Source organism: Acetobacter okinawensis JCM 25146, assembly GCF_000613865.1.
Classification (GTDB): domain Bacteria; phylum Pseudomonadota; class Alphaproteobacteria; order Acetobacterales; family Acetobacteraceae; genus Acetobacter; species Acetobacter okinawensis.
Genome location: NZ_BAJU01000002.1, coordinates 1 through 26163 on the forward strand (window position 1 = coordinate 1; position 26163 = coordinate 26163).

The following is a 26163-nucleotide window of genomic DNA, read 5'->3' on the forward strand; positions in this document are numbered from 1 at the left end:
GGGAGTGATAAGAGCATGACCATGCGTTTTGTGCGGGGCCTTTTGTGTTCCGCGACCGTTTTCTCTCTTGCCGTTCCGGCGGCATATGCGGCGGACACATTGGGGCAGCCGGTTGGTGCCGCCCTGCAGCAGGCACAGAGTGCTCTTGCGGCGCATAACTATACCAAGGCGCTGGCGGCCGTGAACGAAGCCGACAGCGTGGCCGGAAAAAGTGCCTATGAAGACTACACCATTGCTCAGATGCGCGCCGCAGTGGCATCGCAGGCAGGGGATGTTGCGCAGGCCACCGCCGCTTATGAGAAACTGATCGCATCCCCCCGCACACCGCGCAATCTGAAAAACCAGATGCTGATGTCGGAAGGGACAATGGCTTATAATGCCAAGGATTATCCCAAGGCAGTTCTTGCCATCCAGCGCTACCTCAAGGACGTTGGTCCTAACCCGCAGATGGAAACATTGCTTGCTCAGTCTTATTATTTGCAAAAAGACTATGCAGGAACGGTGCGTGTTTTAACCCCGATTATTGCCAGAACGGTCAAGGCGGGGCAGAAGCCGGTTGAATCGCAGTTGCAGATGCTGGCAGCCAGTGCCACGGCTCTTAAGGATTCTACAACCGCGACCCATGCCTATGTTCTGTTGGCCAGTGATTACCCTAAAAAAGAATACTGGGCACTTCTGCTGCACGAACTGGTTGTGAATACAAAAATCCCTCCTGCCTTGCAGCTTGATGTGTACCGTATCCGTCTGGCTGCGGGAGACATTTCCACCGCGCGCGATTTTATGGAAATGACGGAAATCGCAATGCAGGGCCATATGCCCCAACTTGCGCTGGATCTGATGGATCAGGGTTACAAACAGGGGATTCTTGGCCAGGGAGCAGAAGCACCAAGGCAGGCTCGCCTGAAAGCGCTGGTTGAAAAAACCATTGCCGATAAAAAAGCGTCTATCGCAGAAGATGAAAAAGCTGCTCTTGCCCAGACATCGGGGAATGCTCTGCTGAATGTGGGGTATAACTATGTCACCTTCGGGCAGGCAGACAAAGGGCTGGCTCTGATGGAGCAGGCTATTGCCAAAGGGGTAACGGACCCCAATATTGCCCGCTTGCACCTTGGACTTGCCCAGATGCAGGCAGGGAACAAAGCTGCGGCCATACAGACTTTGAAGAGCGTTGCAGGGGATAACGGGGCATATGATATTGCCCAGCTCTGGGTGCTCAAACTTGGGTAAATATTGCCGTACACTTGGTACGCAATAATCTGGGAGTAATAAAAAAGGCCGCTGTTATGCGGCCTTTTTATTATGATATGTTCTTTGTCTGCTACCCGGCTTTGGGCGGAGCGGGTTGTGCGGCCTTGTTGTCTGGCGCTTGGGCTGCTGGAGCCCCTTCCTGCCAGCCACCCCCCATGGCGCGGTAAATGGTCACTAGATTCTGGTATTTTGCGACAGCAACCGTAATCTGGGACTGCTGGGCCTGTAAGTAGTAGCGCTGTGAGTCCAGTGTGGTCAGGTAGGAATCTGTCCCTGTTTCATAACGGAGTTTTGCAAGGCGGTAGGCATCACCCGCAGCAAAGACCAGATCGTCCATCTGTTTTTTCTCGTCCAGATAGGCTTTGCGGGCTGCAAGGGCATCTGCCACTTCGCGGAAGGCGGTCTGCACCGTTTTTTCGTAGGCGGCAATTTTGCCGTTGCGGGTTGCCTTGGCCACCTTGAGGTTGCCGCTATTCATACCCCATGTCCACAGCGGGACTTGCAGGCTGGGGTTAAGGCCCCAGGTGGTGGCGGCAGCAGTAAACAGCTTGTGGAACTGAAGGCTGGAAACACCGTCTGATGCCGTCAGGGTCAGGCGCGGGAAAAAGGCCGCACGGGCTGCACCGATACTGGCCTGCGAGGCCAGCAGGTCATGCTCTGCGGCAACAATGTCTGGCCTGCGGGTTAGAAGGTCCGATGGCAGGCCCGCAGGCAGGTCTGCCAGAATCGACTGCTTACCCAAGGGCAGGGGTGCAGGCAGGTTTTGTGGAATGGGTGCGCCAATGAGCAGGGTCAGCAGGTTTTCGTCCTGCTCGACCTTACGCTGTGCATCGGCGAGCAGGGTGGCACTTTGCTGCACCTGCGTTTCCAGCTGGCGTACGGTCAGCAGGTTTTCTTCACCGTGGTTGTATTTGTCCTGTGTCAGCTTCAGGCTGCCCTGCTGGCTGGTCAGGGTGTTCTGGGCCAGTGTGCGCGTATCCCTATCTCCCAGCCATGTAATATACGCTATGGCGACCTGAGAGACGATGCTGATAACCATGCTGCGCATGTTTTCCTGCTGGTTCAGGGCGCGTTCGGCAGCTTCTTTTGTCAGGGAGCGGATACGACCAAAAAAGTCGATTTCGTAAGACGAAAATCCGATGCCACCAGAATAGTATTTAAAAACACGTCCACTACCATAGGCTGCATCGCTCCGGCCCTGTTCAAGCCCGGGAGCAAAGCTAAGCCCCGCAGCATTGGATGGAACCTGATAGATGGGCCCACCTGTTGCTGAAATGGTAGGGAACAAACCGGCGTGCTGTACATCGTACTGTCCCTGTGCCGTAGCAATATTGGCAGCGGATGTGCGCAGGTCACGGTTTTCACGCAGGGCAATGGTGATCAGGGCTTGCAGGCGTGGGTCCACAAAAAATTCGCGCCAGCCAATATCAGCTGCCACTTTTGGCAAAGTGGCTTCACCTGTCTGGGTATAACCGGGCCAGGTCTTGGCCAGTGGTGGGGTGGGCCGCGTGTATTTGGGGATCATGGTACACGCGGACAGGACCTGTGTTGCAGCAACAGCCATAACTGCAACACGGAGCCGCGGGGAGCGACGGAAAAAGGACTGATGAGCCATATCTTATTCGTTCCCGGTTGCGGTCTGGGCAGGTGGTGCACTCTCTTGGCGTTCGCTCTGACGTTTGACGTGGAATACACGCAGAACCAGAACAAAGAAGACAGGCACAAAGTAAATGGCCAGAAGTGTTGCGGTGGCCATGCCCCCCACCACGGCGGTGCCAATGGCTACGCGTGAGGCGGAGCCCGCTCCTGTGGCAACGGCCAGCGGGAACACCCCAACCACAAAAGCGATGGATGTCATGAGGATGGGACGCAGGCGTTCACGCGCGGCAGTTAGCACGGCATCTTCAAGCGATTCACCACGTTCAAAGGCAGCTTTGGCAAACTCCACAATAAGAATGGCGTTTTTAACAGCCAGCCCTACGGTGGTGAGCAGCCCAACCTGAAAATACACGTCATTGTTCATGTTCCGCCACAGGGTTGCGGCAATGGACCCCAGAATTCCCAGTGGAATCACCAGCATGACGGCAAAGGGAATAGCCCAGCTTTCGTAAAGTGCAGCAAGGCACAACAGAATAACCAGACTGGCCAGTGCATAGAGTGGGCCGGTAGAAGAGCCTGACGAGATTTCCTCAAAGGACAGACCTGTCCATTCAAAGCCGATGCCATCAGGGAGTTTTTTGAGAATGTCCTTGATGGCAGCAAGGGAATCCCCCGAACTGTAACCAATGGCTGGCTGGCCCAGAATTTCAAAGGCGTTAAAGCCGTTGTAATCCTCCACCTTTTGCGGACCAGTCAGCCAGTAGCCGCGAATAAAGGTGTTAAGGGGTGCAAGCGTGTTGGTGTTGGTGCGGATGTACCATTTATCCAGGTCCTGTGGCAGCATACGCGAGTCCATATCCCCCTGAATGTAAACCTGCTTGACGCGGTCATTCCGGGTGAACTGGTTGACATAGATGGAGCCCAGAGCACCTTCGATTGTTGTGTTGATGTCATCAATCGTAATGCCCAGCGCGTTTGCTTTTTCGCGGTCTATATCAAGGTGGTATTGCGATGCATCTTCCATGCCGTTGGGGCGCACGGCCATAAGGCGGTGGTCCTTGCTGGCAAGGCCGAGCACCATGTTCCGGGCTGCCAGCAACTGCTCGTGGCCAAGGTGGCCGCGGTCTTCCAGTTCAAGGTCAAAGCCCGTGGCGTTACCCAGTTCAAGCACGGCTGGCGGGTTGACGGCAAAAATCTGGGCGCGCGGGTCAAACCAGTAGTGCATCATAATCCGCTGCGCGATGGCAGCAGATGTCTGCGACGCAAGAGGCCGCTCTTTCCAGTCCTTGAGGCGGATAAAGAATGCACCGGAGTTCTGCCCCTGCCCAGCAAAGTTAAACCCGCTGATGGCGTAAACAGATTCCACAAGACCGCCTTCGGATTTAAGGATGTAATCCGTAATTTCGCGGTTCAGTTTTGTGGTCTGCTCCATGGGGGTGTTGGGGGGCAGGGTGACCTGCCCAAAAATCAGCCCCTGATCTTCATCTGGCAAAAAGCCACTGGGTAGGCGGGTAAACAGGTAGCCCGCCAGCGCGCTGATCAGCACAAAACAGGTAATGGAGAGTGCGGTAGAGGCAATAAGTTTGCGCACACCATTGAGGTACCCGTTTGTCAGGCGTTCAAAGTTACGGTTGAACCAGCCTGCAGGGCCTGTGGTTTTGACGTGTGTTCCGGGCTTGAGCATGGTGGCGCACAATGCTGGTGTCAGCACCATAGCAACCAGAACCGACAGCCACATGGCCGAGACAATGGTAATGGAGAACTGGCGATAGATAACCCCCACGGAGCCGGAAAAAGCGGCCATGGGCAAAAAGACTGCCGTCAGCACAAGAACAATGCCAACCAGCGCCCCTGAAATTTCGTCCATGGAGACGCGGGCTGCTTCGATGGGGGAGAGTTTTTTCTCCGACATCACGCGTTCCACGTTTTCCACCACAACAATGGCGTCATCCACCAGCAGGCCCACGGCCAGCACCATGGCCAGCATGGTGAGTGTGTTGATGGAAAAACCAAAGATGTTGAGCAGACCAAACGTGCCCAGCAGCACCACCGGCACGGCAATGGTGGGAATAAGAGTTGCCCGGAAATTCTGCAAGAACACCAGCATGACCAGAAAGACCAGCCCGATTGCTTCGAGCAGGGTAATGACCACTTCCTCAATGGAGAGGGTGATGAACGGTTCCGTATCCAGCGGGTAAACGGTTTTCAGGCCCGGTGGGAAAAATTTCTCCAGCTCATCAATCTTGGCGCGGACGGCGGCCTCGGTCGAAATCTGGTTGGCGCCGGGAGCAAGCTTGAGCGCCATGCCCGAGGCGGGGTGGTTGTTGTAGTACGATGAGGTGTTGTAGGTCTGCGGCCCCAGCTCCACCCGCGCCACATCCTTGATGCGAACCTGCGAGCCATCGGGCTGGACCTTGAGCAGAATTTTTTCAAACTCGCCAGCCGATGTCAGGCGCGTTGGGCCAATGATCGTGGCATCTAGGCGGATGTCCTTGCGTGCGGGCAAACCACCCAGCTCGCCCGAGGAGACCTGAATGTTCTGGGTCTGGATGGCGGTTTCCACATCCCGCACGGTCAGGGCGTAGTTGAACAGCTTGTTGGGGTCGAGCCAGATCCGCATTGCATATTCGGAGCCGAACAGCGTGTGGTCCCCCACGCCAGTTACACGGCTGAGCGGGTCGGACACGTTGGAGGCAACATAATCGGCAATATCGGAGCCGCTCATAGAGTTGTTGGTGGAGATAAAGCCCAGAACCAGCATGAAGTTCTTGACCGCTTTGGTAATGCTCAGACCCTGTGCGGTCACTTCCTGCGGCAGTTTGGGCTGGGCAAGCTGGAGCTTGTTCTGCACCTGCACCTGCGCAATGTCAGGGTTTGTGCCCTGCTCAAAGGTCAGGTCAATTTCCATCTGCCCGGAGGCATAGGACTGGGCTGCAATATATTCCAGATGATCCAGCCCGAACATCTGCTGGAGTATGGGGCGCACGACCGTGTCATTGACCGTATCGGCAGATGCGCCGGGGTAGGTCACGGTAATGGCGATCTGGGGCGGGGCAATGCTGGGATACTGGGCAATGGGCAGCCGCAGGATGGACAGGCCGCCAAACAGCATGATGATCAGGCTGATCACCCACGCAAAAATGGGTCGGTTGATAAAGAACCGCGAGAGCGACATGGATTTACTGCCCCTTTTGCGCAGGCTGTGCTGCGGAGTCGGCTGGAGTGTCGGCCTTGGGTTTGCTGGCCTGTACCGAGACCTTCTGCCCGGGGTGTATCTTTTGCGTACCGCTGACCACCACCTGCTCGCCTGCCTTAAGGCCCCCCGTCACCAGCCAGTTGGTGCCAATGGCCATGCCAATCTGTATCTGGCGCAGGGCTACCGTGTTGTCGGGTTGTACAACCCAGACCTGCGGGTCGCCATGGGTGTTGCGGCTGAGGGCCTCCTGCGGCACCAGCAGGGCATTGGGGTCAACACCTTCGTCTAGCTGGGCGTGGACATACATGCCCGGCAGCAGCAGCTTTTGCGGGTTGGGCATGATTGCGCGCACAATAACGGTGGAGGTTGTCGTATCCACGTTTACTTCGGCCAGTGCCATGTGGCCCTTGAATTCGTAAGGGGAGCCGTCTTCAAGCGTCAGGGTTACGGGCACTTCGCCGTTGGCCTGGCGCTGGATACGCCCGTCCGCCAGCTCACGCTTGAGGCGGAGCAGGGTAATGGCAGGCAGGTTCACGTCCACATAAATGGGGTCAAGCCGGGTAATAATGGCCGTATTGCTGGTCTGGTCGGCCGTGACAAGCGCGCCAACCGTAATAAGTGTGCGGCCAATACGGCCGGAAATGGGGGCATACATCTTGGTATAGCCAAGGTTGACCTGCGCACTTTCCACCTGCCCCTGTGCGCTCTGTATCTGGCCACGGGCCTGTTTTTCCGCCGCTACGGCATCATCATAGTCCTGCTGGCTTACAGCGTGTTCGCGCACCAGCTTTTTGTAGCGGTTGACCTTGGCTTGGGCGGTACCTTCCAGCGCCATGGCCTGCGCCAGTTGCCCACGTGCGGAGTCGTACACGGCTTTGTAGCGGGCGGGGTCGATCTGGTAGAGTTGCTGACCAGCCTCAACGTCCGAACCTTCGATAAACAGGCGTTTGAGCACAACGCCTGTAACCTGTGGGCGAACCTGAGCAATTTCAAACGCATCCGTGCGTCCGGGCAGGCTGGTGTGCACGCTTACGGGCTGGGGCTGTATGGTTACAACGCCCACGGCCTGTGGCGGCACATGTGCTGTGTTGGACTGGCGTTTACAGCCTTCCAGAGCAAGCAGGGCAACCGTGCAGAGCAGGACCGGACGAAAAGAAAAAGTGTGTGTTGTCACTTTGGTGTGGCCCTGTGTGTTGAGGGGTTTTCCGCACGTGTCAGGCTTTGGCACGCTTTGCTGGACAGGAAGGGGGAGGAACCCATCCCGTCCAGCTCTTTGGGGAGCGTGAGCCAGATGCCGCCATGTGGAGAAAACAGAGTGGAAAAAGAAAGGCAGAAAAAACAGTACTAAGTGTTACCTTTAGCGTGCAAGCTAAAAGTGCAGCCGCTCCAAGTCAAGAGCAGATCAGGCCGTAAAAACAAGCTTTATAGCGGGTGTCAGGCGGGGCTGCCGCCACTTTCGTCCAGCCGTGTGTCCCTATGGACCCATGTTGAAAGCAGCAGACCAAACCCCAGCATAACATTCAGCATGGCCGATCCCCCGTAGGAGACAAGCGGCAGAGGCACCCCGCCAACAGGAATTGCCCCCATGACCATGGACAGGTTGACCAGACAGTAAAAGAAAAAATTCATGCTGATGCCAAGCGCAATCAGTCGGCCAAAACGGTTGCGGCAGCGTATGGCCATGACCATTCCCCCCATAATCAGCAGGACCAGCAGGGCAATAACGGCAGCAGCACCGATAAAGCCCCATTCCTCGGCGATCATGGTAAAAATGAAGTCGGTCTGCTTTTCGGGCAGGAAGTTGAGTTGTCCCTGCGAGCCGTGCAGATACCCCTGCCCCCACATCCCACCCGAACCCAGAGCAATCTTGGACTGGATAATGTTGTAGCCCGCTCCCAGCGGATCACTTTCGGGGTGGAGGAAGGTGGTAATGCGCGCCTTCTGGTAATCATGCAGATGGCCGTAGGCAAATTGCACAAGAGAGGGCACAGGCAGCACCAGCAGGATAATCTGCCACAGGCGCATGCCCGCCGTAAAAAACAGCGATGCGCCAATCCCTCCGATAATAACCGCCGTACCCAGATTGGGCTCCTTGAGGACCAGCGCAACCGGCACCAGCACCATAAAGGCAGGGGGAACAAGCCAGAGCGGGTTGCCCATACGGGCATGGTTCATGCGCGAGAACCATGTGGCCAGTACGGTCACAAGGGCGATCTTGGCGAACTCGGAGGGCTGGATCTGGAGCCCGCCGACCATAAGCCAGCGTTCGGCACCCTTGCCCACATGGCCCATGTGCAGCACCGCGACCAGAAGCACGAGTGAGAGCGCGTACATCCCCCATGATGCACGCATGAGCACCCGGGGGGGCAACATGGCCACAGTCACCATAAGCACAAGCCCTACGGCAAAGCGCGCGGCCTGTGGGGCGGCAAACGGGTAAGGCACGCCCCCGGCGGCGGAGTAGAGGGTCACGTAGCCAATGCCCGCCAGCGTGCAGATAAGCAGCACATACAGCCAGCTTATCCGCCACAGCTTGGCCATAAGCCGGAAGCTGGGTTCGGCCCGCAGCAGGCGTTTATGGAACCTGATGCGGTTATTCAAAACTGTCATCCACAGTGGCCACGCTTTCAGGCGGGGGTGTGGTGTGGTTGGCAGGGTCACGCAGGAGTGTGTCGCGCATGATGTCGCGCGCCAGAGGGGCCGCGGCATCTGCCCCGGTGTTGCCATGCTCGATCACGACCGAAACGGCGTAGCGTGGCGCATCATACGGAGCAAAGCAGATAAACAGCGCATGGGGGCGGTATTCCCACGGCAGGTTGGCGGAGTTGAAGTGCCCGCCCTCACGCAATGCGCGTGAGACGTGGCGCACCTGCGCCGAGCCTGTTTTGCCCGCCATGGTAATGCCTGGCAGGTCAAGCTGCGCCTTGGGGGCCGTGCCGTGGGGTTCGTTTACCACGGCAAACATGCCTGCGCGCAGGGCCTCGAGGTATTTTTCGGGCATGTTGAGGCTAGGCCAGTTCTCGGCGTTCGCCATGGGGCTGATCTCGCCATTGATCGCGCGCATCAGGTGGGGTTGTACGGCCCGGCCGGTTGCCATGCGAGCGGTGTAGGTGGCCAGTTGCAGAGGCGTCACCTGTATGAACCCCTGCCCGATCCCGCTGACAATGGTGTCCCCCCCGTTCCAGTGGTGGTGGTGGGCCTGCCGCCATGCCGGGGTGGGGATCAGCCCGGTGCGGGTGTGGGGCAGTTCAATATCCAGCGGCACGCCAAGGCCCATGCGGTGCGCGGTCTGGGCAATGCGGTCCATGCCAATGCGGCGGGCGATTTCGTAAAAATAGACGTCGCAGGAGTATTTGAGGGCCAGATGCAGGTCGACCGAGCCATGCCCCCAGCGTGACCAGCAGTGAAAGCGCGTGCCCCCTACATCCAGATGACCGGGGCAGAAAACCCGGTCCGTGGGGGAGACAAGCCCCGATTCCAGTGCTGCCATGGCCACAGCCGGTTTGAAGGTGGAGCCGGGGGGGTACACCCCGGCCACAGCCTTGTTGATAAGGGGCGTATGCTGGTTGTTTGTCCATTCGATCCACTGTGCGTGGCTGACACCGCTGTCAAACAGCGAGGGATCGAACGAGGGTGTGCTGACCATGGCCAGCACTTCGCCATTATGGCAGTCCATGACCACGGCAGAGGCAGTCTGGTCGCCTATGTGGTTGAGCACGCGCTGTTGCAGCCCACGGTCGATGGTCAGGGAAATTTCTTCCCCCGGTACGCCTTCCTCACGGTTCAATTCGGAAATAACGCGGCCAACGGCGTTGACCTCCATTTCCACCGAACCTGCGGTGCCGCGCAGTTTTTCGTCCTGATTCTGCTCTATGCCGGCACGGCCAACGCGCATGCCCGGCAGGGCCAGCAGGGTGGAATGTGCTACATCGCTCTCGTTCGGCGGGGCGACGTAGCCAATAATATGCGCCAGCAGTTCCCCTTCGGGGTACACGCGGCGCGTGCCGACATCAATGAGCACACCGGGCAGGGAGGGTGCGTTCAGCTCGATCCGCGCCATCTCATCCCATGAGAGGAAGTCACGCAGCATGACGGGTACAAACCGGCGCTGGTGGCGCAGCTCGCGCGCAATGCGATTGCGGTCGCGCTCATCCAGCGGAATCAGGGCAGAAAAACGTTCTATGGTGCCGGGTACATCCGTTGTCTCCTCGGGCATAAGGAGCGCGCGCCAGTTTTCCTTGTTATTGGCAAGGGCTATGCCGTAGCGGTCCACAATGCGCCCGCGTGGCGGGGCCAGCAGGCGTTTGCTTACACGGTTGTTGGCCGCCATGCGGGCGTAGTGGTCGCCATCGTTGATCTGGATATGGTACAGGCGGCGGGCCAGCTCGCCCAGAGCCCCGACCTGTACAGCCATGCACAGCAGTGCACGGCGCGTAAAAATGCCGCGTGCCGGGTCCTTCTGGTCACGGATGGGCATCAGGCGGCGGTTGTCGCGTTTACGCCGCTTTAGCCACATGGGAGCACCCCCCATGCGGTCATGGCGTGTCCTTCTCGTCCAGAATGTGCAGGAACCACGAGAAAGTGGCGGAAAGCAACGGATAGACCCCTATGCAGAGCAAGGCTTCAAAAAAGGCGGGTGCCGGATCAAGCAGATGCAGGCGGAACAGGCAGGCCAGTGCCCACTGCAATGCTGCGGCAGCCGCTCCTACCAGCCCGAACAGGCACCATACCACTAAAAAATTCATCCGCATGAGACCAAAACGGGCATAACCACCGATGCCATGCACCAGTAACAGAATAAAGGCGCTGACCCCCAGCGGTGTAAAGCCCACCAGGTCCATAAAAAGCCCGAGCAGGAAAACCGCCAGAGAAGGCATGCCCGATGGCCGCCATACGGACCAGAAAAACACGGTGTTGATGACAATGGCGGGCAGCAGCTCGGCTGATCCGGGAATGTTAACAGGGGCAGAGAAAAAAATAATGACCAGTGCGGTAAAAACCGATGGCAGAAGGTGCCGTGCCGTACGGTCGAGTCGCTGGCGGGATGTCAGCTGTGTTTCGGTATCATGCTCCCAGCGTGGGGGGTGCGGGTCCGGCATGGCGTTATCCCTCCTGCCCCGGACCGAGCAATGTTTTAAACGGCAGTGTCAACGCACGGTGCGGGCGGGTCAGGGGCACATGGCCGGGGGCTTCAGGGGGTTCGATCTCGGACTGGCCAAAGTCGAACACGCGCAGCATGGTCAGCCTGTCCAGCCGGGCGAAAGGCTGCACTACCGGCTGACCGGGGTGCAGGTAATGCACGTTGCCAATGGGAATACCGGAGGGAAAAGCCCCTGCCTGATCAGAGGTTACAACCCGCTCGCCCTCTATGGGGCGTGTGTCCTGTGAGTAATAGAGCAGGCGGGGCAGGGGGGAGTTGTCCCCCACCATAATGGCCGCGGCATGGCTGGACTCCAGCTCTACCGGCAGGCGGCTGGCAATATCGTTAATCAGAAGAATGCGCGCGGCATGCGTGCCAACCTCTGTAACGCGGCCAGCAAGCCCGTTGGCGGCCAGCGCAATATTACCAGTCTGCACGCCACTGCTGGTGCCTGCCACCAGCAGCACGGCGCGGGCATAAATACCCCCACTGTCGGCCACAACCCGGCCGGTTACAAAGGCGGGCGTGGGTTCTGGCACCCAGTGGAGTTCGGTTTTAAGGGTGTCATTTTCCCGTGCGAGGGAGACCGCAACTTCGTACCACCGGCGCAGGTTGGCGTTTTCGGCACTCAGGCGGTGGTTTTCTTCCGCCAGATTGCGGGCTTCCTTTAACCCGTGCACCAGACGTTCGCTATCGGTCTGTGTGCGTGAAAGCAGGCTCCAAAGGGGGGCCAGTACATCGGCCACGCGCATGCGTGCCTTGTCTGCCAGAGGGCGGTCGGCCTGCCCGGCAATAATGATCCCGACAGACATGAGCAGCAGAACTGGCAGAACCAGTTTGCTCAATGCCTGCCTTACCTGAATGGAAACCGGGACCATGAAAAACCGGATGCCTTTATCTCTGACGGCATGAAAAACCACACCAGACCATGGGTTGGGGACTAAGCCCCCGCACCAGACCGGGACATTAGTACATGGTGGTCAGCACATTGCGCAGACGTTTGATTTCTTCCAGCGCGCGGCCCGTACCCAGTGCAACGCAGGACAGGGCATCTTCCGCTACCGTTACAGGCAGACCCGTGGCCAGACGCAGGACGTCGCCCATGCGGTACAATAGTGCGCCGCCACCGGTCAGGACAATGCCTTTGTCCACAATATCGGCTGCCAGTTCAGGCGGGGTGTTTTCCAGTGCGGTCTTGACCGCATCCACAATCTGGCTGATCGGCTCCATCAGGCTTTCAGCGATCTGGGCCTGAGAGACCTGAACCTCACGCGGGACGCCGTTTATCAGGTCGCGGCCCTTTACATCCAGCCACGGCCCGCTGTCTTCGGGGTCATCGGGGGGGAGTGCTGCGCCAAGGTTGATCTTGATCCGCTCGGCCGAGCTTTCCCCGATCAGCAGGTTATAGGCGCGGCGGATGTAGGAGATAATGGCTTCATCCATTTTATCCCCACCAACGCGCACCGAGCGGGCATACACAATGCCACCGAGGGAGATAACGGCTACTTCCGTGGTGCCACCGCCAATATCTACGATCATGCTGCCAGAAGGTTCGGTTACCGGCAGGCCCGCACCAATGGCTGCGGCCATGGGCTCTTCAATCAGGAGCACGCGGCGCGCACCCGCACTTTCCGCACTTTCCTGAATGGCGCGGCGTTCCACAGCAGTGGAGCCGGAGGGGACGCACACAATAATCTGCGGGCTGGCAAAGGCCCGGCGGTTATGCACCTTGCGAATGAAATGCTTGATCATTTCTTCCGCAACGTCAAAATCGGCAATAACACCGTCGCGCATGGGGCGGATGGCGGCAATGTTGCCCGGAGTCCGGCCGACCATCTGCTTGGCCTCTTCCCCCACGGCCAGAAGCTGCTTTTTGCCACGTATGTCTGCAATCGCCACAACCGAGGGTTCGTTCAGTACAATGCCACGCCCTTTGACATAGACAAGGGTGTTGGCAGTACCGAGATCGATGGCCATGTCAGCAGACATAAGACCGAGCAGACGAGAGAACATCCAGGACTCCTGGTTGAAGCGGCGCTACGCGACAACGTGGAAGGGGTGAGCAAACAAAACGGACCCCAACGGTCGCTTTGGTCAATATATCTGCACGGATTAACGGCGCATAGCGAGGCAGACAAGCCCTCTGTTCATAAACTTCCGCATAATTTCGTACGGAAGGGGGTGTCTGCCTCGCTTATAGGGGGGTGCTGCCCCCCAATGTGGAGCCAATCAGGCCGTCAGGGCTTCTGGTGCGGTGCGTGCACGTTTGACCAGCAGCTTGTTCAGGGCATGCACATAGGCACGTACGGCAGAGACAACAGTGTCCGCATCCGCGCCCTGACCGTCCACCAGCTTGCCGTCTTCTTCCAGTCGGACTGTGGTGCGGGCCTGTGCGTCTGTGCCTTCGGTGACGGCACCAACACTGAACAGGGCCAGCCGTGCCTCGTGCGGGAAGGCCTGCCGCAGTGCATTAAAGGCCGCATCCACCGGGCCGTTGCCCGTGGCGTTGGCCTGCACGTCCTGACCATCGACCTGAATGGTCAGGGCGGCGGAGGAGGGCTTGCCGGAGGAGGATGTCAGGTCCAGAGCCGCAAAGCGGATATGGTCGTGGTCGCGGGCTTCATCATCAACCAGCGCGACAATATCATCGTCGTAAACCACCTTTTTGCGGTCAGCCAGGTCCTTGAAGCGCGAGAACGCCTCGTTCAGGCGGGCGTCGTCCATGTCGGCATAACCCAGAGCCTTGAGCTTGTCGCGGAAGGCGGCGCGGCCGGAGTGTTTGCCCATGACCAGCGAGGAGCGGCTCCAGCCCACGCTTTCGGGGGTCATGATTTCATAGGTCGCGGCGTTTTTGAGCACCCCGTCCTGATGAATGCCGCTTTCATGTGCAAAGGCGTTGCGGCCTACAATGGCCTTGTTGGGCTGCACGTCAAAGCTGGTAATAGTGGCCAGCATGCGCGAGACCTTGAGCAGGTCCGTGGTCTGGATGTTGGTGGTGTAGGGGTACTGGTCGTGGCGGGTGCGCAGCGCCATGACAATTTCTTCCAGCGCCGCATTGCCTGCGCGCTCGCCAATGCCATTGATGGTGCATTCCACCTGCCGCGCCCCACCGCGCAGGGACGCCAGCGTGTTGGCAACGCCCAGCCCCAGATCGTTGTGGTTATGGGCGGACAGGATGACCTGATCAGCACCGGGCACGCGTGCGCGCACCATGGCGAAGATTTTTTCCATGTCTTCGGGCGTTGCGTAGCCTACCGTGTCGGGGATGTTGATGGTGGTGGCCCCGGCCTTGATGGCAGCCTCCACGCAGCGGCACAGAAGTCGGGGTCCGTGCGCGAGCCATCCTCGGCGGACCATTCCACGTCATCCGTCAGGTTCCGTGCTGCGGTATTGCCGGAGGTGATCAGTTCCAGAACCGTTTCCGGCTCCATGCGCAGCTTGTACTTCATGTGCAGGGGGGAGGTGGAGATAAAGTTGTGGATCCGCCTGCGTTCGGCCGGAGCCAGTGCCTCGCCTGCGGCGACAATGTCCTTAGCACCCCCGCTGCGGGCCAGTGCACAGACCACCACGCCTTTGGTGTGGCGTGCAATTTCGTTCACGGATTCAAAATCGCCTTTTGAGGCAACAGGAAAGCCCGCCTCGATCACATCCACGCCCAGCGTGGCCAGAGCCTCGGCCATACGCAGCTTTTCGGCCAGATTCATGGAAAAGCCGGGGGACTGCTCGCCATCACGCAGTGTGGTGTCAAAAATAATGACACGGTCAGGCGTCATGCGGCCAAAAGATGGGTGGTTGAAGCTGGTGGAATCAGCAGACATGAAAATGTTCCTGAATTACTCTGGTCCGGCGCTGCCATAAGGGATGGCGCGCCATATATTTTGCCTGTGCGGGGCACAGACGCTCTCGCTTGAAAAAATCCCCTGGGCGTGGCGGCGCAGGGCCACCCGGATCGCTCAGGCTGATAAGTCGAAGGAGAAGGTCCAGACGAAAGGCCACGCCGCCCCGAGCCGCTGTTACGCGGGTCGTAAGGGAATCGGACATGAACCGGTCGGAAATCATGACCGGTAGAATACCGCCCTCCCGTGCCAGTGCAACAGGAAAATGACCGGGGTGGGCAATTCATCTGGCTTTACGTCAACCCTGCGGCCTGCCCCGGCGCAGGGTATGCAGCACATACAGCATGACCCCGAGTAGCACGGCAGCAAAGGTCTGGTGCACTGCACCTGCCCATACCGGCACCACCAGCAAAAGGGTGGTCACCCCCAGCGCGTACTGGATCAGCACCGCCCAGCCGAGCAGAATAATGCCGTTTTGCGCCTGTGGGCCAAGGCCCGCACCTTTGCGCAGGCCAGCCAGCAGAACGGCACCAATGCTCAGGGCGGTCAGGGTGGCCAGCAGCCGGTGGTCAAACTGGATGGCGGCTTTGTTGACCACCCAGTTCATCCACAGAGGGGAGAGTTGGGCATAGTCGGCGGGAACAAGGTGCCCATCCATAAGCGGGAAGGTGTTGAACAAAAAGCCCGCATGCGTGCCTGCCGTAAAACCGCCCGCAATAATGGTGGTGCACAGCACACCAATGCTGATGCACGCCAGACGCCGTGTCAGCCGTACACCGGGGGTCTGGGCCGTTGGTTCGGGCTGGGGCCAGCGGATGGAAAAGGCCGTCCACAGGATGGCGCCATACAGCAGTAGGGCCGCACTCAGGTGCAGCACCAGCCGGACGGGTTCCACAGCCGTGCTGTTGGCCCGAAAGCCCGAGGCGACCATAAACCAGCCAATGCCACCCTGAAGAGCGCCGAGGATAAAAAACACAAACAGCCGCACCGCAAGGCGGCGGGTAATCATGCCCCTGACCACAAACCACAGGAGTGGAAGCAGCAGCACAAGCCCCATGAGCCGCCCCCAGAAGCGGTGGATCCACTCGGCCCAGAAAATTTCTGGAACCCTTCCAGCCCGAATCCCTCATGCTGGAGGTGGTACTGGGGAATGGTCTGGTACAGCGCAAACAGCCGCTCCCACTCTGCATGGGACAGGGGCGGGATCATGCCGCTGACCGGCTGCCAGTCCATGATCGATAGGCCAGAGCCGGTCAGGCGCGTCACACCGCCAATGGCGATCATGCCCAGCAGCATGAAACACAGAAGGAACAGCCAGCCAGAAATCAGGCGGCGGTGGGCAGGCGTCATCTCTTGCTGGCGCTGGGGCGTAGTGGGCATGGCACTCTTTTGCGCTGGAGTTAAACTTTATGGCTAGGGTTTACAGCCAGCTTGCGGCCCGCGGCAAGAAGATGCTAGCGCCCAAGGGATGAAACCACCCCCCCCAGCACCCGCCTACTCCCCCAAGGTGTTGTTCAAACCCGTGCTTATGCTGCTTATTCTGGTTGCGGGCGCCATCGGGCTGCGGCATGTGCCTGCTCTGGAGCATGTGTTGGGCAGTACGGCTATGCTGCGTGCGGGCCTTGGTGGACGACTTGTGTTTGTGGCCGGGGCATCGGTCTGGTGTGCATTTGGCCTGCCCCGGCAGGTAGCTGGTTTTGCCGCCGGAGTGACTTATGGTGTGGCCGAGGGGCTTGCCATGATTACATCCGCCTCTACATTAGGGTGTGTGGCCGGTTTTTTATGGGCCCGATGGGGTGGTCGTTCATGGGCGCAGGCGCGCCTTGGGCCACGGTTTGAAAAGCTGGATGCCTTTCTGACCCACAAGCCCTTTCTGAGTATTCTGACATTGCGCCTGCTGCCGGTTGGGTCAGCCCTGCTGCTTAACCTGCTTGGGGGCGTGTCCGGTATGGCGGTATGGCCATTTGTTGCGGCAACCCTGCTGGGTGCGCTGCCCCAGAACGCCGTTGCAGTGCTGCTGGGGGCTGGTGTGCAGGTGGGGTCTGGCTGGCAGTATGGGTTAGGGGGCGCACTGTTTGCGCTCTCCGCCGTGTTGGGTCTGTGGCTCTGGCGGCATACCCGCATTGCTGTGGCCAGCGGGCAACCCTAGGCCGCTTTGTGGCAGGGTAATCCGGCGTTTTTTACGTCAGGCCCTGCGGGCAGACCCCATACCCCTGATTGTTTTTTTCAATGGGATAATCCATTTGCGGCATTTACCTGACATGTCATGCTCGGAGGGCCGGGTATGATATCTTCTTCCATGGAACGGCCTGTAGCGGCGCGTGAGGGTGCGCGGCCTGTTTTTGCCAGTGGGGTGCCGGGGTGGCTGGCCCTGCTGCTCGGGTTCCTGACTGCTGTTGGCCCTATTTCGACCGATATTTACCTGCCGGCCTTCCCGGCCATGGAACAGAGCTTCCATACTACTGCGGGGAATGTGCAGTTTACGTTGGCCATCTGGTTTGTGGGTCTTGCCATTGGGCAGTTGAGTGTGGGGCCACTGGCCGACAGATATGGCCGGCGCATGCCCCTGCTGGTGGGCAATGCGTTGTATGCCGCAGCCTCTGCCGTTTGCGCGTTTGCGCCTGATATCACCACATTTTCCATCGCCCGGTTTGTGGCGTCCGTCGGGGCTTCGGCCAGTCTGGTGGTGCCAACGGCCTGTGTGCGCGATGTGGTGTCCGACCGGGCGGCGGGGGCGCGTATGATGTCCCGCCTGATTATGGTCATGGGGGTTGTGCCTATTCTGGCTCCCATGCTGGGCGGTCTGGTAGTGGAATTTGTTTCGTGGCGGATTATTTTCTGGGCGTCTGCGGTTTATGGTGTGGCGTGCGTGGCCCTCGTGCTGTGGGTGCTGCCAGAGACACTGCCCTACCAGAAGCGCCAGAGCCTCTCCCCCATTACTCTGCTGACCCGCTATGTGACTTTACTCGGGGATAGGGGGTACAGCGTTTACGCTATGGTGACGGCCTGCTCGACGTTTATGTCCTTCAGCTACCTTACGGCAGCTCCGTTTGTTTTTGTGCGGCTTTTTCATTTTTCGCCGCTGCATTTTTCCATGCTGTTCGGGGTCATGGCGATGTTCATGATCGGGGCATCGCAGGTCAATGGCCTGCTGGTTGGGCGGGTGGACCCCGGTCGCCTGCTATCTGGTGGGGTGGTCCTGTCGGTTGTGGGCACGGTGCTTATGGTGGGGGTCAGCCTGTGGGGTGGGTGGTATGCCTCCCCCGCCAGTAAGGCGTATGAGGTCTGGCTGGTTATTGCCACCATGGTGCTGGCTCTGGCCCCTACGGGTATTATTTTCCCCAATGCGATGATGATGGCGTTGGCCGACCATCCCTCCCAGGCGGGGGCGGCATCGGCGCTGGCAGGTACGCTGCAATACGTGCTTGGCGCCCTGGCCGGTGTGGTTGTCGGGTTGTTTGCGGCCACATCTGCGTTACCAATGGCTGGATGTATGTGCCTTGGTGCGCTTATGATGCTGGGTATGCATGCGCTCCGCCCCATCGGGCGGGGTGGTGCCTGATCGCGCATGGGCAGCCATGCCTTGCTCAACCATGGCTACAGATGCCATGCCCGCATGGCGTGGTGGACACATAACTAAAGGGAGCATGCCTGACATGCTACGGCATCCGGCAAGACGGGCTCATATTCTGGCTCTTATCGGAGCTGGCGTGCTGATTGTGACCTTTGGTGGCATTGGCATAGAACTCGGCAATGACATGGCCCGCCATGGTGACATGGACCGTCAGAGCACGGCAGCAGGCAGTTATCTGCGCGGTGTGCACCACGCCACCAGTGATGCCCGTATCTGCATTATGCCTTTGAGGCCGAACATAACCCGGTTGACGGGGAGTGCTACCAGCAGGCCGTAACCCAGCTGGCCGATGCCCGCGCGGGGTTTGATGGGTTCCGCTCCGTGCAACTGCGTGAGGGCGGGGGGCGCAAGGAGGTGCTTGATGTGGTGGAGCATCAACTCCAGACGATTAGCACATGGCCCAGATCAGCCGATGCCATGCCGCAGGGTGGGGCCGCCCTGCTGGCAACACTGGACAAGAACCTGTCTGTTTTAAGCCGCGCCAGCACACTGGATCAGGCAGACCGCGTGGCCAACATGCTGCGCAATACAAGCTGGCAGCGCAGGCTGGCGCTGCTGGGGATTCTGACCGGCGTTCTCAGCATGATTTCGGCGGGCTGGGTGCTGGACCGTTCATCCCTTGCTGCGGCAAGGGCAGAGGCCTCCTCGCGCGATCTGGCGTTACGGCTGCGTGCGACGCTGGACAGCCTGAGTCTGGGGGTTGCGGTGTTCGGGGCTGATGGACGCCTGTGGCACTGGAATGAGCAACTGGCCACGGTGCTCGGTCTGGGCAAGGATTTTTTGCGTACTGGTCTGTCCTATAACGCCCTGAGCGGTCGGCTGGTGGTGGATGGTGTGCCCCTGCTGGAGCCGTTTGAACATATTGAGGGCAGCCTGTCCAAAGGGGAGCTGGCTCCCCCGGTAGTGGTGGAGTGCAAGGGTGGCAATGGTGCCGATCTGGAGTTGTGCCGCACCTTGTTCTTTGCCCCCGATGGGGCGGCCGAGCGGCGCGGCTTTGTGCTGACTGCGGCCGACATTACCATGCGCCTGCGTAGTGAGCGCGCCCTTGGTGAAGCGCAGAAGCTGCGCGCCCTTGGCCAGCTGACCGCAGGCATTGCGCATGATTTCAAAAACCTGCTGACGGTTATTCTGGGCAACCTTGAGCTTGCGTCGGAATACGATCAGCCCGATCAGGTGGAGCAGCGGCAGGAGTATCTGTCCGCCGCTACCCATGCGGGTCATCGTTCCGAGGCTCTTACAGGGCAGCTCCTCTCCTTCATGCGCAGACAGCGCGGAGAACCCGATTCGCTGCGCCTGTCCGACCTGTTTTCCTTTCTGGGTGGTTTGCTGGGGCGTGTTATTGGTCCGCGCATTGTGGTGGAGTGCGGTGTTGTGGCCGACGTCTGGCCCGTGCGCGTGGACCCGGCACAGCTGGAAAGTGCCGTGCTCAATCTGGCCATCAATGCGCGTGACGCCATGCCATCTGGCGGGCGGCTGCGCATTACGGCACGCAATGTCACATTCTCCGTCAATGCGGATCTGATGGGCCTGCCGGTGGAGGAGGGGCGCAGTATTCGTGTGGTGTCTGACCCCTCCCCCTGCCTGCGGGCGACTGGGTCAGGCTGGATGTGGTGGACAGCGGTTTTGGCATGACGCGTGAGGTCATGGACCGTCTGTTCGAGCCGTTTTTCACCACCAAGCGGGAAGGGGCCGGTACGGGTCTTGGCATGGCCATGGTTCTGGCTTTTTCCCAGCAGGTTAATGGCCGCGTTGTGGTGGCCACGGGGCGTGGTAGCGGCACCGAGGTCTCGCTGTGGTTGCCGCGTGCCCTAACCGCCCATGTGGGGGAGGATGAGCCTGCGGCGGCAGTCCGGTCAGCGCCAGTCAGGCCCGCAAGCCCTGCGCCACAGGCACAGGGGCGCAGCCTGCAGGTGCTTGTGGTGGAGGATGATGCCGCCATCCGCGATATTGTGGTGACCATTCTGGGCATGGCTGGCCACAGGGTGCTTGAGGCAGGAGATGGCGAGCAGGCGTTTGATACGGCAGCGGGGGTTGAGGGTACGCTCGACCTGCTGGTGACTGATATCCAGCTCCCCGGCCCGCTTGATGGGGTGACCCTCTCCCGCGTGCTGGTTGAGCGTTATCCCGCGCTGGCGGTGGTGTACATGTCGGGCGATCTGACCCTCGATTCCCCACCGCCGGAGGGGAGTGTGCCCAATGCGCGCCTGCTTGCCAAACCGTTCCGCCGTGATGGGCTGATGGAGGCCGTAACGGCGGCACTGGGGGCGCGGGCGGGAGCCTGAGCAACCAGATCGTCCCTTGCGGAACGCTCCCGTGCGGGATAGAGCGGGGCCGGTTGCCAAAGACCTGTTCGCCAGCGGTGCTTGACCTACGGGAATAAGGCAGGATGGAAAACGCGCTTCCACGGCGTTGGGCGCATGCATGTAAGGATTGTCACATATCATGACGGGACGTCAGGACATCGACCTCAAGGATTACATCCGTCACATTCCAGATTTTCCCAAGCCGGGTATTCTGTTTTACGATATTTCAACCCTGATGCGAAACCCCGATGCATGGCAGATTGCCATGGGGCGTCTGACCCGCCAGATTGCTCCCCTTCAGCCAGACCTGCTGGCCGCTGTGGAATCCCGCGGGTTCCTGACTGCCGCACCGATTGCCGACCGGATGGGCTGTGGCATGCTGATGCTGCGCAAAAGCGGCAAGCTGCCCGGCCAGACAATTGCCCACACATACGACCTTGAATACGGCTCCGATACGCTGGAAATTCAGGCCGATGCCGTCAAACCCGGCCAGCGCGTTGTGGTGATGGATGACCTGCTGGCAACCGGTGGCACACTGGCAGCCTCCATTGCTCTGCTGCGCAAGGCTGGTGCCGAGGTTGTTGGCGCGTCCGTTCTGGTTGAACTGATCGGCCTTGGTGGGCGTGACAAGCTGGATACGACCGTAACAAGCCTGCTGTCCTACGAAGACTAAAAGCGGAACCTGGTTTTCCCTCATGCCATGTCCTGTGCGGAACGCTGGGTGCAGGACAGGGCATACGAGGTGTGAATACGCTTTTGCGCTTCTTTGAGGTAAGAAGAGGCGAATGGCAGTATTTATGATCAGTCCTGACCGGCAGAACGCGGCATGAAGGCTGCGGCGTTTTCATTTGGCCAGCTCTGTCAGGCCCTCAGCACCATTGTCCGTCAGGCGTTGGAGGGCGGTGGCCCCCCGCGTGACCTGAGCAGGTTGCGCTGGCTGTTTGCTCCTAACCTGCTGTCTTTTGGTTATGCGCTCCGCACCACCATTTCCTCCCTCATAGCTCTTGGCATTGCCCTGTGGTGGGAGCTGGGTAGCCCGCAATGGGCCGCCCTGACCGTGTGGATGGTTGCACAGGGTACGCGCGGCAAATCCATTGCCAAGGCGCGGTGGCATATGTTTGGCATGGTGGTTGGTACCATCTGTGCCCTTGTCCTTGTGGGCAGTATGCCGCAGTCGCCGCTGCTCTATATCTTCTGGGTTGCGGTGGGTATTGGCGGGTTCTGCTTTGTAGGTACTTTGCTGCCCGGCCCTGCTACCATGACCAATTACCGTATCCATGGCATGCGGGCCTCTGGTTTTACCTACGCCATTATTGCGCTGGATGGGGCTGCGGCTCCGGACCATATTTTTCATATCGCCATGGCGCGTGCCACGTATATTACGCTGGGCATTGTGGTGGAAACCACCATTTCCTCCCTGTTCCAGTACAGGCTTGGCCTGCGGGCAAGGAACAGGCTTGCCACCAACTTTGTGCAGGCTCTGGATGGTGCAGTCCCAGCCCTTGTGCGCCTGCTGGGTGGGGACCGGCGTGCCGTAGCCAATTCCCCCGATGTATTCACAACCATTGTCAGCCTGAGCGATCAGGTCGAGTTTGCCGAAGTGGAAATGGGCGAACACCAGCATGAGGGCGACCATGCCCGTGCCGCTCTTGCCGCCATAGCCGTGCTGATGTCACGCGGGCTGGATTTGGGGGCCCTGCTTTCCATGCCGGAAAGTCAGGGGAGGGATTACCGGCAGGTTGCTGGGCAGGTGGCCGATTTTTTACAGACCATTCCCCAGCGCCTTTCGGACGATCTGCCTGTGGCTCCTGTCCTGCGGGATCTGGTGGCCCTGCGCGCGACCTGTACCCAGTTTGCAGCGACCTGCCTTGAGCAGGAGATGATCGCGGCCACAAACCCGCCCATTGACGTGGCGCAGGAGAGCAGCCTGTCGCGCGAGGGGCAGCTTCTGCACAAACTCGGGGCTATTCTGGACGAACTGCAACAGGCCATTGAGCAGTTCGAAATGAGCCGCAACCCCGTGCTCCACGACCATTTCCGCTATCCTATGCGGAGTTATCGTGACTGGCGCATGGCCTTTACCAATAGTCTGCGCGCTTCGGTCACCATTTTCTGCTCAGGTATTCTCTGGATTACAACAGGCTGGACGGATGGGCTGACATTCATGATGTTTGTCTCCATCGTCTGCGCCCTGTTCTCCACGCTGGAGCAGCCTGCACTGGCCACGCAGGCGTTTTTGCATGGTACAGTTGTTGTGGTGGGTATGAGCGGGCTGCTTGACCTGTGGGTTATGGCCCAGCCCACTATTTACGAAACACTGGCCCTTTGTCTGGCTGTGCCCATGCTGGTGGGGGGGCTGGCGTTTGCATGGCCGCCTCTTATTCTGGCAGCCGTTGCGTATAACCTGTTCCTGCCCATTCTCATCGGCCCCATGAATCAGGGGCGGATGGACGAACTCCTGTATTTCAACACGGCGTTGCCGTTGTTTCTGGCCATGGTTTTTTCCATGTGGATGTACCGGCTGTTCCTGCCCTTTGACCCCGATGGTCTGCGCTGGGACCTGCGGGTCAGTATTCTGCGCCGCCTGCGCAGGCTGGCCCAGCAGCGTGCCGCCCCCCCAATGACCGAAATTATTGGCCGTGGGGTGGATGGCTTTGTCCGCCTTGCTTCCATGACCACCGATGACCGGAACACCTATGTGCGTGACCGCTACGTCAGTGGTGTGCTGTCTGGCATGACCATAGAGCTGAACCTGCTGCGCCTGCGCGTTATTCTGGCCCGGGACATTCTTCCAGCCGATGCCCGGCACGCCACACAGGCGATGATGAACCGCATGCGCCAGTTTTCGGGGCGGTATGGTGGGCAGTATGGACGCACCGCACGTGCTGCCCATCTGGCCGTGGAATATCTGACCCGTATGGAGCAGGCGGAGACCAATCTGTCCGTGCGCGAGGAAATGTTACGTGTGCTGGCCAGCCTGCATGTGATTGAAACGGAACTGAAGGAAAATCAGGCGTTCTTTGATGCATCCTCCCCGTATCTGGACAAGGCGTTTTCCTGAACGCAGTCTGTGCTGCCTGCGGGTGGTGCGCGGGGCAAAGGTGTTCAGGAGCAGGCCAGAATAAAAAGGGGAACCATCATGTCAGATGCAAGCCACGCATGGGATCATGCGCGGGCCAGAGCCGTGTTGCGGTCCATGTTTGATGCCGCCGTAGCCAGTGCCGACCCATTTTTGGTGCTGGCGGCCCATCTGCCGCCCAAACCCAAGGGGCGTTGTGTTGTGGTGGGTGCGGGCAAGGCTTCTGCCGCCATGGCCGCAGCGTTAGAGGCAGCATGGCCCGATGTGCCGCTGGAAGGGGTTGTGGTCACGCGGGATGGGCATGCTGCGCCCACACGGCATGTGCGCATCCTTGAAGCCTCCCATCCTGTGCCCGATGGCAGGAGTGAGGCCGCGGCCAGAGCGGCCATGCAGGCGGTCCGCGGCCTTGGCCCGGATGATCTGGTGATAGCCCTTGTTTCTGGTGGCGGGTCGTCCCTTATGGCGCTCCCAGCACCAGGCCTGAGGTTGGAAGACAAGCGCGCGGTCGGCAGGCAGCTACTGCACTCCGGTGCCACCATTACGGAAATGAACACCGTGCGGCGCGCCTGTCCGCCATCAAGGGCGGGGGGCTGGCGCAGGCTGCCAGTCCTGCGCAGGTCCTTACTCTGGTGGTCAGCGATGTACCGGGGGATGACCCATCGGTCATTGCCAGTGGGCCAACGGTGCTCCCGGCCAGTACTGGGGCAGACGCCCTGCAGATTGTGGCGCGCTACAGGCTGGACCTGCCTCCTGCCGTGCATCAGGTGCTTGAACGCCATGTGGCAGCGCAACGGGCGCACACACCTGTTGTGGACCCGCGCAACCGTGTGGTGCTGATTGCAACCCCCCTTATGGCGTTACAGGCCGCAGCAGAAGTTGCGCGCCAGCAAGGGCTGACCCCACTTATTCTGGGGGATGCGCTGGAGGGGGAGAGTCAGGTGGCAGGTATTCTGCTGGGGGGCATGGCGCGCTCAGCCCGCCTGCATGGCCTGCCTGTGCGTCCCCCTGCCGTGCTGCTGAGTGGGGGGGAGACAACAGTCAGCATCCGCGCTGGGGAGACGGCGGGCAAAGGGGGGCGCAACACGGAGTTTCTGCTCTCCTGCGCGCAGTTTCTGGGGGGCGAGAGCGGTATCTGGGGGCTGGCGGGAGACAGCGATGGCATAGACGGCACGGAGGATGCCGCAGGGGCCATTTTTGCGCCCGACACACTGGCCCGTGCGGCACAGGCCGGGTGTCTGGCCGAGCCATTTTTGCGCAACCATGACAGTTACAGTTTTTTCAAGGCCGTGGGGGATCTGGTCGTAACAGGTCCAACACTGACCAACGTGAATGATATACGCCTGCTATTGATCGCTTGATGCATTGCTAGGCCTGCCCGCCAAGCCGCCGCAGCGTAGCGGCGGACATAAGTCCGTTTTATGCCGCCAGAGCGCGAGCAACCTCGCGGCGCAGAGCGGGCAGAATAGTCTGGGCAAAGGCTGGGGTGCGCCGCTCCCACATGCCCGTGCGCCAGGAGGGGTGCGGTAGGGGAAAATAGGTGGGCAGGTAGCGCTCGAACTGCTCTACCCGCTCAAACACCTTGCCTTTGCCCAGCACATGGTTTTGCGCGTAGGAGCCGACCAGCAGGGTCAGCCGGATATTGGGCAGATGGTCCAGAATACGCTTGCGCCACAGTGGTGCACATTCCGGCCTTGGGGGCTTGTCGCCCCCTTTGGGGAGCACGCCGGGGTAGCATAGCCCCGTGGGCACAATGGCCACTTTTTCCGTATCGTAAAAAAGAGCAGGTCCATGCCCAGCCACGCCCGCAGGCGCTCGCCCGAGGCATCGTTAAACGAAATTCCCGTCTCATGCACTCTGGTGCCCGGAGCCTGACTTGCAATCAGCAACCGTGCGCGGGGGGAGACATGCAATACAGGCCGTGGCCCCAGTGGCAGCGCATGGGCGCAGGCCGTGCACCCACGGATCTGCTGGAGCAGGCTGTCAAGCTGGTGGTCTGTTGTGGTGTGTGGTGGCAGGGGAAGGTCCTGTTCAGCAAAGTATCACGCCCACAGCATATGGGGCTGCAACCCCGCGTATAAAAGAGGGCGGGGGTGTGTGCTGGTAAGTCTTGCTCCCCAAGAGCAGGGCA

At 59.7% G+C, this 26163-nt stretch carries 14 protein-coding genes and 5 pseudogenes; 8 read left to right on the top strand and 11 right to left on the bottom strand.

The window, feature by feature from the left end; all coding sequences use genetic code 11:
• Positions 1-15 precede the first annotated feature (15 nt).
• Positions 16-1227, top strand: a complete 1212-nt coding sequence (locus JCM25146_RS01480; protein ID WP_025825363.1) for a tetratricopeptide repeat protein — start codon at positions 16-18, stop codon at positions 1225-1227.
• A gap of 91 nt (positions 1228-1318) precedes the next feature.
• Here JCM25146_RS01480 and JCM25146_RS01485 read toward each other — a convergent pair whose 3' ends face one another.
• The 10 genes and pseudogenes from JCM25146_RS01485 to JCM25146_RS16390 all read right to left on the bottom strand — a co-directional run bounded on the left by JCM25146_RS01485 (position 1319) and on the right by JCM25146_RS16390 (position 16369).
• A complete protein-coding gene (locus JCM25146_RS01485; protein ID WP_025825365.1) occupies positions 1319-2863 on the bottom strand; it encodes an efflux transporter outer membrane subunit in 1545 nt (514 codons plus the stop codon).
• A gap of 3 nt (positions 2864-2866) precedes the next feature.
• Positions 2867-6022 (bottom strand): efflux RND transporter permease subunit, encoded by a 3156-nt coding sequence (locus JCM25146_RS01490; RefSeq protein ID WP_025825367.1) that lies wholly within the window; start codon positions 6020-6022, stop codon positions 2867-2869.
• A 4-nt stretch (positions 6023-6026) separates the two neighbouring features.
• Positions 6027-7217 carry an efflux RND transporter periplasmic adaptor subunit gene (locus tag JCM25146_RS01495; RefSeq protein ID WP_025825369.1) on the bottom strand — a complete coding sequence of 397 codons (1191 nt, stop codon included), beginning with the start codon at positions 7215-7217 and terminating at the stop codon, positions 6027-6029.
• Between the two features lie 260 nt (positions 7218-7477).
• Positions 7478-8632, bottom strand: a complete 1155-nt coding sequence (gene rodA, locus JCM25146_RS01500; protein WP_025825371.1) for a rod shape-determining protein RodA — start codon at positions 8630-8632, stop codon at positions 7478-7480.
• A 4-nt stretch (positions 8633-8636) separates the two neighbouring features.
• A complete protein-coding gene (gene mrdA, locus JCM25146_RS01505) occupies positions 8637-10559 on the bottom strand; it encodes a penicillin-binding protein 2 (RefSeq protein ID WP_025825373.1) in 1923 nt (640 codons plus the stop codon).
• 19 nt (positions 10560-10578) lie between these two features.
• Entirely contained in the window at positions 10579-11142 is a 564-nt protein-coding gene (locus JCM25146_RS01510) for a hypothetical protein (protein WP_025825375.1), read from the bottom strand.
• A 4-nt stretch (positions 11143-11146) separates the two neighbouring features.
• Positions 11147-12061, bottom strand: a complete 915-nt coding sequence (mreC, locus tag JCM25146_RS01515; RefSeq protein WP_025825377.1) for a rod shape-determining protein MreC — start codon at positions 12059-12061, stop codon at positions 11147-11149.
• A gap of 88 nt (positions 12062-12149) precedes the next feature.
• Entirely contained in the window at positions 12150-13196 is a 1047-nt protein-coding gene (locus tag JCM25146_RS01520; RefSeq protein WP_025825379.1) for a rod shape-determining protein, read from the bottom strand.
• A 216-nt stretch (positions 13197-13412) separates the two neighbouring features.
• A pseudogene (locus JCM25146_RS16385) lies at positions 13413-15001 on the bottom strand (2-isopropylmalate synthase).
• A gap of 316 nt (positions 15002-15317) precedes the next feature.
• Positions 15318-16369 (bottom strand): annotated as a pseudogene (locus JCM25146_RS16390) (COX15/CtaA family protein).
• Positions 16370-16487: 118 nt separating this feature from the next.
• Between JCM25146_RS16390 and JCM25146_RS01540 the strand changes: the two are divergent.
• The 6 genes and pseudogenes from JCM25146_RS01540 to JCM25146_RS16400 all read left to right on the top strand — a co-directional run bounded on the left by JCM25146_RS01540 (position 16488) and on the right by JCM25146_RS16400 (position 25393).
• Entirely contained in the window at positions 16488-17168 is a 681-nt protein-coding gene (locus JCM25146_RS01540) for a TVP38/TMEM64 family protein (RefSeq protein WP_025825383.1), read from the top strand.
• A 150-nt stretch (positions 17169-17318) separates the two neighbouring features.
• Complete coding sequence (locus JCM25146_RS01545) at positions 17319-18581, top strand: multidrug effflux MFS transporter (protein ID WP_148298946.1); 1263 nt, start codon at positions 17319-17321, stop codon at positions 18579-18581.
• Between the two features lie 94 nt (positions 18582-18675).
• Positions 18676-20935, top strand: a pseudogene (locus JCM25146_RS24745) (ATP-binding protein).
• Positions 20936-21095: 160 nt separating this feature from the next.
• Positions 21096-21629, top strand: a complete 534-nt coding sequence (locus JCM25146_RS01555) for an adenine phosphoribosyltransferase (protein WP_025825386.1) — start codon at positions 21096-21098, stop codon at positions 21627-21629.
• A 153-nt stretch (positions 21630-21782) separates the two neighbouring features.
• Positions 21783-24017, top strand: a complete 2235-nt coding sequence (locus tag JCM25146_RS01560) for an FUSC family protein (protein WP_025825388.1) — start codon at positions 21783-21785, stop codon at positions 24015-24017.
• Between the two features lie 78 nt (positions 24018-24095).
• Positions 24096-25393: pseudogene (locus JCM25146_RS16400) on the top strand (glycerate kinase type-2 family protein).
• A 58-nt stretch (positions 25394-25451) separates the two neighbouring features.
• On the opposite strand, the pseudogene JCM25146_RS16405 reads toward JCM25146_RS16400, so the two are convergent.
• Positions 25452-26011, bottom strand: a pseudogene (locus JCM25146_RS16405) (uracil-DNA glycosylase family protein).
• Between JCM25146_RS16405 and JCM25146_RS23170 the strand changes: the two are divergent.
• Entirely contained in the window at positions 25973-26113 is a 141-nt protein-coding gene (locus JCM25146_RS23170; protein WP_242400836.1) for a hypothetical protein, read from the top strand. The pseudogene JCM25146_RS16405 and the gene JCM25146_RS23170 sit on opposite strands and share 39 nt — an antisense overlap.
• The last annotated feature ends 50 nt before the right edge of the window (positions 26114-26163 follow it).